This is a genomic window from Pseudoalteromonas sp. A757, from assembly GCF_004103285.1.
In the GTDB taxonomy this organism is placed as follows: domain Bacteria; phylum Pseudomonadota; class Gammaproteobacteria; order Enterobacterales; family Alteromonadaceae; genus Pseudoalteromonas; species Pseudoalteromonas galatheae.
The window spans coordinates 488,844-499,912 of record NZ_QNQN01000073.1; the positions used below are offsets into that span (position 1 = coordinate 488,844).

The 11,069-nt window shown below is 40.1% G+C and carries 10 protein-coding genes and 2 tRNA genes; 5 read left to right on the forward strand and 7 right to left on the reverse strand.

Annotation, left to right across the window (positions count from 1 at the left end; genetic code table 11):
• Positions 1-11 precede the first annotated feature (11 nt).
• Together DRB05_RS19455 and DRB05_RS19460 are read right to left on the reverse strand one after the other, a co-directional pair.
• Positions 12-1,037: a GGDEF domain-containing protein gene (locus tag DRB05_RS19455; protein WP_128728389.1), complete on the reverse strand. Its 1,026-nt coding sequence runs from the start codon at positions 1,035-1,037 to the stop codon at positions 12-14.
• Between the two features lie 309 nt (positions 1,038-1,346).
• A complete protein-coding gene (locus DRB05_RS19460; protein WP_128728390.1) occupies positions 1,347-2,387 on the reverse strand; it encodes an alkene reductase in 1,041 nt (346 codons plus the stop codon).
• A gap of 157 nt (positions 2,388-2,544) precedes the next feature.
• Between DRB05_RS19460 and DRB05_RS19465 the strand changes: the two genes are divergently transcribed.
• Positions 2,545-3,123, forward strand: a complete 579-nt coding sequence (locus DRB05_RS19465; protein WP_128728391.1) for a TetR/AcrR family transcriptional regulator — start codon at positions 2,545-2,547, stop codon at positions 3,121-3,123.
• A 29-nt stretch (positions 3,124-3,152) separates the two neighbouring features.
• On the opposite strand, the gene DRB05_RS19470 is transcribed toward DRB05_RS19465, so the two are convergent.
• Together DRB05_RS19470 and DRB05_RS19475 are read right to left on the reverse strand one after the other, a co-directional pair.
• The gene (locus DRB05_RS19470; RefSeq protein WP_128728392.1) at positions 3,153-3,551 is read right to left on the reverse strand and encodes a hypothetical protein; all 399 of its coding nucleotides are present in this window, start codon (positions 3,549-3,551) and stop codon (positions 3,153-3,155) included.
• An 82-nt stretch (positions 3,552-3,633) separates the two neighbouring features.
• On the reverse strand, positions 3,634-4,185 hold the full coding sequence (locus DRB05_RS19475) for a hypothetical protein (protein WP_128728393.1): 552 nt from the start codon (positions 4,183-4,185) through the stop codon (positions 3,634-3,636).
• A gap of 476 nt (positions 4,186-4,661) precedes the next feature.
• Here DRB05_RS19475 and DRB05_RS19480 point away from each other — a divergent pair, with 476 nt between their 5' ends.
• From DRB05_RS19480 to DRB05_RS19500, 4 genes are all read left to right on the forward strand, one after another.
• Positions 4,662-5,339: a hypothetical protein gene (locus tag DRB05_RS19480; RefSeq protein WP_128728394.1), complete on the forward strand. Its 678-nt coding sequence runs from the start codon at positions 4,662-4,664 to the stop codon at positions 5,337-5,339.
• A gap of 136 nt (positions 5,340-5,475) precedes the next feature.
• Positions 5,476-6,357 carry an AraC family transcriptional regulator gene (locus tag DRB05_RS19485; RefSeq protein ID WP_128728395.1) on the forward strand — a complete coding sequence of 294 codons (882 nt, stop codon included), beginning with the start codon at positions 5,476-5,478 and terminating at the stop codon, positions 6,355-6,357.
• A 90-nt stretch (positions 6,358-6,447) separates the two neighbouring features.
• Entirely contained in the window at positions 6,448-6,738 is a 291-nt protein-coding gene (locus tag DRB05_RS19490; protein WP_128728396.1) for an antibiotic biosynthesis monooxygenase, read from the forward strand.
• 1,041 nt (positions 6,739-7,779) lie between these two features.
• Positions 7,780-9,135, forward strand: coding sequence for a hypothetical protein (locus DRB05_RS19500; RefSeq protein WP_128728397.1), 1,356 nt, complete (start codon positions 7,780-7,782; stop codon positions 9,133-9,135).
• Positions 9,136-9,635: 500 nt separating this feature from the next.
• Here DRB05_RS19500 and DRB05_RS19505 read toward each other — a convergent pair.
• The 3 genes from DRB05_RS19505 to DRB05_RS19515 all read right to left on the reverse strand — a co-directional run bounded on the left by DRB05_RS19505 (position 9,636) and on the right by DRB05_RS19515 (position 11,068).
• Positions 9,636-9,726, reverse strand: a tRNA-Ser gene (locus DRB05_RS19505).
• 89 nt (positions 9,727-9,815) lie between these two features.
• Positions 9,816-10,859 (reverse strand): quinolinate synthase NadA, encoded by a 1,044-nt coding sequence (gene nadA / locus DRB05_RS19510; RefSeq protein ID WP_010605119.1) that lies wholly within the window; start codon positions 10,857-10,859, stop codon positions 9,816-9,818.
• A gap of 133 nt (positions 10,860-10,992) precedes the next feature.
• Positions 10,993-11,068: transfer RNA gene (locus tag DRB05_RS19515), tRNA-Lys, on the reverse strand.
• Position 11,069 lies beyond the last annotated feature (1 nt).

An 11,069-nucleotide genomic window follows, 5' to 3' on the forward strand; every position in this document is an offset into this window, starting at 1 on the left:
CAGATAAGCTATTAAAACAAATCTATATCAGAGCTCTCTTCCGGCGCTTCAATTTTATGCTCAGACAGCAACTCTTCATAAAAACAAAGCATATCGCGACCGTTATCTTTTGCGTAATAGAGTGCCTTGTCGGCATTTTCAAGCACAGTGATGGGGAAGTCATATGGACTAATGCGAGACATTCCAACACTGACGGTGAGTTTTTTTACGAATGGGAAATGGGTATTTCGTACCAGCTCCATAAACTCGTCCATCTTAGCCTTTATCGAATCGTAATCGGTTGGCTCAAAGACCAGTACAAACTCTTCACCACCGAAGCGAAACAATAAGTCTGTGGAGCGAAAAAACTGACGCATACGTTGAGCTAATAATAACAAGACTTCATCACCACACACATGTCCATAGTTATCGTTTACTTTCTTGAAGTGATCAATATCCATTATTGCTAGCCACGAGGTCGCGCCCTTATGCACCGAACGCACATCGCCATGCCACACCGTTTTGTGTTGTTTGATCACTTGCTTTTCGATCAATTGTTTTAGGCGCTTTTCAAAGGTTTGACGATTGAGTAACCCGGTGAGCTTATCACGCTCATTTTCGTGAAGAATGGTGAGGTAGTTTTCAAAAATACGGCAAAAAGCATTAAGCAGCACTTGATCTGCGCTTGACAACCCTGTACTTATGACCGCTATCGCACCGACAGGTCTGTCTAGAAGGCTGATTGGTACCCAACGATGCTCGGTGCCATCTTTAGCTTGTACTGTAATAATACAGGCTGATTGCAAGCAAGAAATTAATTCCTTATCAGGTTCTTTGATCAGGCTTCTTTCCTCCCAATCAAACTCCTTTTCAGATAGCTTTCTCAGTAATAAGCTTCTCTCTATCGCCAGCTCTCCTGGCACGAGCAGATCTTTATAAACAGCAACTTCTTTACAGCCTATAAACTCTTGAATAGTTGACACTAAGCTGTATTCAAGAGAATCGACGTCTCTCGTTTTTGTTATTCTGATAACGGAATTTAGTAAATCTTCTTGCATGTTCGACGCACTCACAACTGCATTGCTGGCATATTATTACACACTTAGCGAACAAATAAACTCCAAAGTACTCCTTTATTCCTATCAATGTTAAAAAATAAGCTAAAATCCAGTTGACTATTAATTAGCAAATGCCTGACAGTAAAATACTTAAAACACATTCAAGCTAAATGGATAAAGATGGCAACTTTTTATACCAAAAAAGTTGCCGCTTTCCCTCTAACGCTAGCTATAAGCTTATGCAATATACAAAAAAATGCCAAACTTAAGTGTCTGGCATCCCTCTAAATTCATACTTATGGATTGGTTTTAGTCTAATGTCGCGAGCATAGACTCATCATACTCTTTCACGGCTTGGCCTGCTTGCACCTTCTCCACATAATCAGGATTAGCAATAAACGGCCTACCAATCGCCAATAAGTCAAATTTTTGGTTTTGGATAGCCTCAGCACCTGATTCAGCTGTATAACTCCCCACACCTACCAACGTTCCTTTATAAATGCTACGCAAATAAGCTGAGACACTACCGCCCAAATAGTCAAATTCCATCGCGTCGTCGAAAATACCTACGTGTAAATATGCCAAGTTACGACTGTTTAACGCTTTGATTAGGTAATCAAATACCGCTCTGTCTCTTTGGTCACCATCCATATTGAAGTAAGCCCCTGGAGATACTCTCAGCCCCACCCTATCGGCACCGATTCGCTCAGCAACAGCATCTGTCACTTCCAAAGCGAAACGGCTCATATTTTCTGGTGTTTGACCATACTCATCGATACGCTGGTTTGCGGCATGATGTAAAAACTGGTCAATTAAATAACCATTGGCACCGTGAATTTCAACTCCATCAAAGCCTGCCTCAATCGCGTTTGCTGCCGCTTGGGCATAATCGGCAACAAGTTGTGCGATTTCTTCCTGAGTTACCGCTTTAGGAGTTTGATAGGTGAGTTCACGCATTCTTGGAACCGTCCCCTCAATTCCAATAGCCGACGGTGCTAAGACCTCCCCATCAAAAAAGTATGGATGAGCTACACGTCCAACATGCCACAACTGCGCAAACATTTTGCCACCTTCAGCGTGTACAGCATCTGTTACTTTTTTCCACCCTGTAATTTGTGCCTGTGTAAACAAACCTGGGGTATTCGGGTAGCCTTGCCCATCAGGGCGAATAATCGTTGCTTCACTGATGATTAATCCAGCTTTGGCTCGCTTAGCGTAGTACTTCACCATGTCATCGGTAGGTACTAGATCGTCGCCTGCCATACAGCGCGTCAGTGGCGCCATTAGGATGCGATTATTGAGTGATATGGTGTTATTTAGTTTAACATTTTCAAAAAGTACCTGTGGCATTTATGACTCTCCATATATTTGAATATACATTCAAGATAGGGATTCTTGAATTATTATTCAAGTTAAACCTTTACATTTTTTTCATTGTTATCAAAAATGGGCTGAAGTCTTGGTATAATGGTGATGTTTAAACACATTTTGTGCACTTAGGAAATCAATGAGAACAGCTGAGTTTGATAGAGAAACCGTACTGAGAAATGCCATGCAAGCATTTATGACTTATGGCTACAACAAAACCAGTATGCCCAAACTGACCGAAGTAACCGGACTCCATCCGGGTTCTATCTACTGTGCGTTCAAAAATAAAAAAGGTTTGCTATTAGCTGCCATAGATCAATATCAAGCAGACCGACGAGTCCACTATCAACAATTGTTTGCAAATAGCACCAGCCTTCGCTGTGCACTTGAGCGATTCTTACAAGATCTTGTCGCAGAGTGTTTAGGCAACGAGTCAAAAAAAGTGTGCTTGCTCACCAAAACGCTTAACGAAATCGGCGAGCAAGATGCTGACATTCAAACAGCACTGAGTACTAACTTAAGCCAGTTTGAATCACTTATCAGGCAACAGTTTTTGATTGCATGGCCCGATAGTGAAGCGTTTAGTGAAGAGGAAGCCACAAATAGAGCCCGTTTTTTTATTATGTCTGTATATGGTATTCGAACTTATGCAGCGACTCAGTGCGACAGCTCACACCTAAATGCGCTGGCGGATAGGTTATTGGAAGTCTCAATTTAAATATTTATTCATCAGCATAGCGTGTCTTTTCATCGATACTTTTCGTACAAGGAGTCAATTGAGTATTCAAACAGCGCTTTTATGTGATTTTTAGCCTCTGGAATCGAGACAAGCTCAAAATCGAGGGAAGTTGATTTACCACCAAATAGTCCAAAAGCAGCTGGCTTAGACACAACATCCAAAGTTAGTAATCCGCGATTATTTTCTATTGGTGTCAATTGGTAAGACGCGTACTTACCGCCTTCATTTCCAAGTATAAAAAAGAACCCACCACCTTCCCCAAGTGCCTCAAACAATTCCAATTCTTTGTCCCAAGGGTAATGATCAATAACATCGCAAGCTTCACGATAAGAACGTAGTTCTTTTTCATAATTGATGAGCTCTGTGCCACCGTCACGATGTTGGTAATAGACTTTAACTCGTCTCATTAAACTTTCCTTATCCACTAACATCACATTTTTTGAGAATTTGCTGGCGTAGAAAAACCTTTAGCAGCTTAGTTGACATACTCTACATTTGCGCCGCAAATACGTCATGTATTTTCTCTTGCGTTAGCTGGTTGAAATCACCGTCATGATAGTTTTCGACATATTCAATAAAGGCGCTTGGAGTGGTAGTAATAGCTGACAGAAGCCAGCTCGAACCGTCATCTTCATCATTATTAAACTCTACTGCTCCTTGAGACCAAGTCGCTTCATTATCAAGTCGCCACATGCAAAATGTGACCTCTTCTATTTCGAAAGCCTCGTCATTCAGTACTTCCAACAGCTCTGTTGGCGCTCCCTCGTACATCCCCGGCCATACACCGTACTCTTCTTGAGCATGAGGGCTAACTTCCGATCCATGATCGAACCCCTTGATAAGGATCGACTCGTCTTTGATCACGACAACAATATTGTCGCCGCCCCCATTTTCGTAAGTCGCGATATCAATACCAAAAACCCAATTTTCGGTATAAGTAAAACAGCGCAAATGCTCATCATCTGAGATTTCAATATCTAATGCCGCGCTGGCCTTAAGAGCCAACTTTAATTCCTTATTTGATATTTTGTTGAGTTCCATCTTTTTTCTCTATGTTGGAGGTAAGTTATTGAGCGCTTCATTGTAGTTTCGAGATTTCATAACTCAACTTTTCCTGAATTTTTTCAAAAAATACCGAGTATCGCATAGACTCTACTAAAATTAAATTAAAAACAATTAGTTACAACCATCCATAGCCCAGAGTTGTATTTGTCTGCACTAATTAAAATAGCCTGTATTACGCTATGCTCTGGTATTACTGCTCCTTTAAGGCTTAGCTGCCAAACACGTGGTACTCCCTTTGCCAAAACCAGTTGTCATTTGCTCTATCACACATCAAGTTATATAAATGGTCAACTAAAGTCGCTCATAATTCTTGATAGTAATGACCACCTTTCATTTGTTAGCATTAGTCGCAACATACGAGGAATGTTATTTCGCTTTTGGTGAAAATGTTAGCACCGACCTACTTTTTATACAGAAAAAATTAATACGCGTTAGTTTTACAAGGAGACTAGGTGAAAATACTTAAATTTATTTTGATCCTTTTGTGCATTACCACTTTTTTATCTATTTTCATTTTTAACAAGGAGGCACTTGCATGTGAAATTACACCGTTTATGGGATTTAAAGAAACTTACCCAGAAATTTATGCTGATGACTCCATGAAAAAAACAGAGCAAGGAAATTTTATTGAATTGGTGCAAAAAGCAAAAAAAAGAGTTGATGAAGCTTTTGGTAAAATGAGCTCCAATCCAAGGTATATTGTGTCCAAAAACTCAACATACTGGAAATTTGGTTTCAACCCAACAGGGATGGCGCGAAGTTCATTATTTAGGGAGTGTGTGTTTATTGGCCCCAAAGGCATTAATATTGATGTGATTGCACACGAGACAGCACATGCAGAGGTGTTCCATAGAGCTAACTTTTTTACTAAAAATTTTAAAATGAAACCTTGGCTACTTGAAGGCTCGGGTACTTATGTAGACTACAGGCATCCACTACTACTAGAGAACATAAATATTGATAGTTCAAAAGTAAATCAAGTAATGGAATTATCAGACTTTTCTCCTCGAGAAATTTGGGCTTATCAAGCATCAAGAGTCGCATTTGAAAAAATTGATCCTAAAAAACTCTACGAAGGCATAGATAGATTAAATTCAGGTGAAAGCTTTGATGCCGTGTTTGCAAAGTAAAGCTAAGCGACACTTAAATAAAGTGCATCAAAGCGACCCTTTAACACTTTTCGCTACAATTTTAGCTAACTTTTATCTGTCAATTATGCAGACGTAAACTTTAAGCCTACCTGAAAACTTAGCGGCTTTTATAAAAATGAAAACAATTTTTGAACATACTCAATCTAGTGTTTTAGTGCTTCCTCAAGCTCTATTTGCGATCAAAGATGTGGCTGTTGTTAGTCATCATAAAAACTCTGTTATTTTTTATAAAAGTCTTGAGCGGGACTTGGTAAACGTTGAGTTTTACATCAATACACCATGTTTGATATATATTGAAAGCGGACGTGAGGTCATTACAAACCGTGACAACGACACGATTGAGTTGAAGGCAGGAAGCGCAATATTTCTCCCTCAAGGGCTAAAACTACAATCTGATTTCGTTAAAGAAACGGAGTCCTTAAAAGCTTACTTGGTATTTTTTGATGACAGTGTTGTTGTGGATTATTTGAGTAAATTTAAAAAGCCCTTAGATTGCCCCAATAGCGCGCCAACCTTTTGCTTGTTGGAAGGTTGTAATGACTTCAGTGCTTTTTTTGATTCAATTATAGGTGATATAAAATCACCTTCTTATTTAAACATTAAGCTGCAAGAGCTACTCCACCTTATTTCTTGGAAAGACAACCAAGCCATTTTTCATTCCGTACTATCCTCAAAAAGGTGCATCCCTCCTCGGCGAAACCTTATTCGACTACTAGAAACGCTTGATGTACTTCATCTCACTGTTGGTGATTTAGCGCATTTATCAGGGAGAAGTCTTTCTAGCTTTAATCGTGATTTCAAAGCGACTTACAAAGTTACACCACAAAAATGGTTGCGAGAAAAAAAACTATCTCAGGCTAAAATATTGTTAGTAGAAAAAGAGCTGTCTGTGACGCAAGTTGCTTTGACAATGGGCTATGAAAATGTGTCAGCCTTTATCAAAGCATTCAAGCTTCAGTATGGTATAACTCCAAAACAAATAAAACGATGTAAATGACGGAAAATCGTTAGTTTTGACATTCCTTAGGTAGTTGGTGCTCGGCAGGTTAGATAGTCTGAGTGAAGATAACCATAAGGAGTAAAACAGATGAGTGTAAGAGTTACCCTAAACTGCCAAGTAAAACCTGAGCAATTTCAAGCCCTACTTCCCTTTTTAGAACACAACTTGCCCAACGTTAGAGGTTTTAAAGGAAATTTGCAGGTTAGCGTTTTATATGACGAAGAAAATGATGAAATGCTTTTGGATGAGGAGTGGCTAACGGTAGAAAGTCATCTAGCATATTTGAATTTCATTAATAATAACGGTGTATTGGAAAAACTGAGTTCATTTCTCAGTGCACCACCTGATATTAAGTATTTTAACAAGATAGAAGTTTAGTTATCCCCAAAAATCGTTTGAGGAACACTAAGCGACTTTTTAAGTAAAATTTATAAGACTATAAAATGTGGCTCGTTATGTAAGCTAATATTTGACATGAACTAGGTTATAAAATTAGTAAATAATTGAATATTTGATCACTATCAAATTGCATATAGAGCCCAATGTAACATTTTGTCTAATATTTTGAACAAAGCAGCATTAGCCGATGCAAAGAAACTAAAGCGACAACTCTATGCTGCTATCTAATCAAATTTACATGGAAAACATGATGAACAGTTGGATATTTTTTGCAGGTATCATCGCGCTATTGACGTCACTTATACATATCTTTGCAGGTCAACTAGACCCTATTAGGCCACTGCTTAAAAGTGACCTACCTGATATAGGTAAAGCTACTCTCTTAAGTTGCTGGCATCTAGTATCAACTATTTTGGTCCTTTCCGGAGTCTCCTTAACTATTATTGGCTGGTACGACTTAAACTCATTTCACCATTTAGTCATCGGGATCTCGATTTGCTTCATTATATTTTTTATCGTTTTTATATCAGTTGGCTGGTATTTTTTTAAGTTACAAACCTTCATTAAATTACCGCAATGGATTCTATTATTGCCAATTGGCATTTTGGGGAGTATCGGTATCATGTAAAGACATCAAACCAAGCCAATGATCATAAAGCTATCCCCCGTAGTTGGAAATAGTGATGGGTTTGATATTCCATCAGCTCAGCTGGCAGACTTACTTTGGTATCGCCACGTCTGCGAGCTTTTCAGAATAAACTTCCAGAGCAACTGAACTATGCTACTATCGAGCTTATAGTAAAACCTTAACAAAAATGCAGAAACTTCTCCTAATGCTTCGAGGGATTTGGCTATGTCTAATGCCTAAGTGCGAATGTTTTAGCACCGCTAATATATCAGTTAGTCCCAACTATTATAGAAGCAAACAGGAAGAACAGTATTTATTTCTACTATTTTACCAACAAACTCTTACTTAACACCTATATAAGAAAGGGTTAACAAACCACAGGGACAGACAATATGGATATATCAGATACCCGATGGCGCACTAAAACCAAAGCTTCACCTGCTACCTCATATCGTTCGAATACGGTCACCAACCAGAACAATACACGTAATACACAGGTGTCTGTTTCTTCATTGGCAGTGAAACTAAAAGAAGCACAACAGGCGATTGACGCAGCTCGTTTAAATCAGCAATCATTTCCACAGAATAACAACATTTTAACGTGGCAAGCGCAAAGCAATCAAGAAGAGATTAATTCGGCTAAGTGGGAGTTTGAGCAACTGTCCAAACCTCAACTGGAGACTATCGCCATGGATCCCAGTAACACCTTTTCAAAAGCAGAGAAGGCTGCTGCTTACGAAAAGTGGCATGCACTTGATCAACGAGCGTTGTCTGAGCTGAAGCGGAACGCCCTCAATGATGATAATGCAATGACATCATTTGAAGCTGCGCTATACACACATAGCCAGACATTCTCAGAACTCGGTAAAGCTATGCTCCCTGATGATTATCTTTCGCAAGCACAGTCACACTTTGAGTCAGCGCTTCAAGGCGTGGATTTATCAGCGCATACTATGAACAATCAAGCCACGCAGTACTATAGGCTAATGGTTACAGACCTGTTTGCCGGCAATGAACCAAAAGTGCACAATGGCGCTGAAGGGATGTCTTCACACAACTTAGAACGCAGCAACTATGACTTTTTGACTCAAAAAGACCGATTTATGCTAGCTGATCTATATCAATATGCAGATCAAAATGACATAGATTTCGAATATATTCAAAAGCTCGCTAATGACATAGGAAACTACCGACGACATGGTGATGGCAAATTACTCAGTAATTTCAACGAGGGACATTTTAATACCGAAGGCCAAAAGCTTACCGTCGGATTTACGCAAAGAGATCAAGCCTCTATAGATAGCCTGATGAATAATGGTGCACTATCTTCCAGCACTCTGGACGCGGGCTTTGTATCTTTTATCACAGACCCTGGCCTTGGCGCACTCTCTCACCAAGGAAGCTACCAGTTTCTGGCACATATAGCGGAGGTAACTGCCGGTATTGCGACCAGTGACTCAGCCACGCAATTTAAAACGTTCACCGAGGCAAGTAGCATCAACGAGCGCTATGTCATTACCCAATCCGAAGAACGTATGCCCCTTCCAGAACCAGATGTGACATGCAAAAATGGGGTCTGTGAGGTAACCGAAAAAGGACGGAAAAATGGCGTAACCTTAACGCAAAATACTCAAATGCTCGCACCGCCTATTGAGTTCAAGCCCGCTCAATTTGATACCCTACTCCACCTACAAAGCGACCCCAATACTAAGAAATCAGTCTGGTTCAAATGGCTTTTAGAAAAGTAATTTTTAAACTTAAAGTGGGCGTTTCGTATTTTTTGTAAATAAGATAGCGAAACTCGCTCAACCTCATGTTCGTTTAGCTTTATATCGCTGAGACATTTAAGTCGAGTTATACCAGTTGTATTAAGTAAATGATCTATCTTGAAGCGGGGAAATAGCTTTAGTAGCAAGGCAAAAATTTTGCTATTTAGTTGTTCTAAATGAGAAATTTTTAACGAAGCTAATATGCTATTTCACCCTTCAAATTGATTAGAGAATTAATTCAATTGGTATTAGATCACGGATACTGAACTCAAATTCGTACGACTATGCCGTTTGCGACTCCAGCCGATAATCTAAGGATAAACTACACAAGCAAAGGTATTTTTAAATAGAAATGACGTAAACCAGTATGGCTTTTGAAGATGCGCTGTATTAAGGAAATAAAAGCGAAGTTTAGGGTTATCATAGTCCCCAAAAGTACGAGCAGCTTTTAGTAGATGATTGATTTAAATAAAGAGGAATGGCGGAGAGAGAGGGAGTCGAACCCTCGATACGCTATAAACGTATACACGAGTTCCAGTCGTGCGCCTTAAGCCACTCAGCCATCTCTCCGCACTGAATTGCGGGGCTAATACTATGAAAAGCCTCGCACTTTATCAAGCAGTTTTTTGCTTTTCGGATTTATTTGTCTATTAATCCTACTATTTTTGCAAGGATGCAGAAAAATCTAGCATGCGATTAAGCGAACGTAGTGCGCCTTCACGCAATTCCATATCAACGAAGACTTCTTTGCCTTGTGGGCTGATAAGCGCTTCTTCAATTGCTTGTAGGCCGTTCATTGCCATCCAAGGGCAATGGGCACAGCTACGACATGTAGCGCCTTCACCAGCGGTAGGCGCTTCGAAGAACTCTTTCTCAGGGCAAAGTTGCTGCATTTTATAGAAGATACCGCGATCGGTAGCAACGATAAACTTCTGATTATCCATTTCTTGCGCAGCTTTAATTAACTGACTCGTTGAGCCTACTGCATCCGCTAAGTCTACGATTTCTGCAGGAGATTCAGGGTGAACCAGTACTGCGGCGTCAGGATGCAGCTGTTTCATGTCTTTAAGGGCTTTGGTTTTAAATTCATCATGAACGATACATGCACCGTTCCACATGATCATATCTGCACCCGTTTTCTTTTGAATATAAGAACCCAAGTGCTTATCCGGACCCCAAATGATTTTTTCGCCTTGCTCATCAAGGTGCTCAACAATCTCAAGCGCGCAAGAAGAGGTGACAATCCAATCCGCTCTTGCTTTTACCGCAGTTGAAGTATTGGCGTATACCACCACTTTTCTGTCTGGGTATTGATCACAAAACGCAGAAAACTCGTCGATAGGGCAACCTACATCCAACGAGCAAGTTGCTTCGAGTGTTGGCATCACAACGGTTTTGTGCGGTGTCAATATTTTTGCCGTTTCGCCCATAAAGCGCACGCCGGCTACGATGATCATGTCTTTGTCTTCTTGCTTAGCGCCAAAGCGTGCCATTTCTAATGAATCAGCAACACAGCCGCCAGTTTCTTCAGCAAGTGCTTGGATCTCAGGATCAGTATAATAGTGGGCAACCAGTACCGCATTCTTTTCAACTAATAGCGCTTTGATACGCGCTTTATACTCTGCTTTTTCTTCAACGGTAAGAGGGGCAGGTTTTGGAGGGAAGATATAATCTTCCGGCATAATACGTTCAGCTAGACTCATTTCTCGACCACTAGTCCACATTGCATAATTAGGTGGAATTATACGAAAAATACAGGGGTAATCCTAGCGAATGTTTAGCTCAAAATGGCGAGTTTAAGAAAGTATTTTGAATAATATATGAAGAATAAGAGGATGGTGGGTCATGATGGACTCGAACCATCGACCAATGGATTAAAAGTCCACTGCTCTACCAACTGAGCTAATGACCCG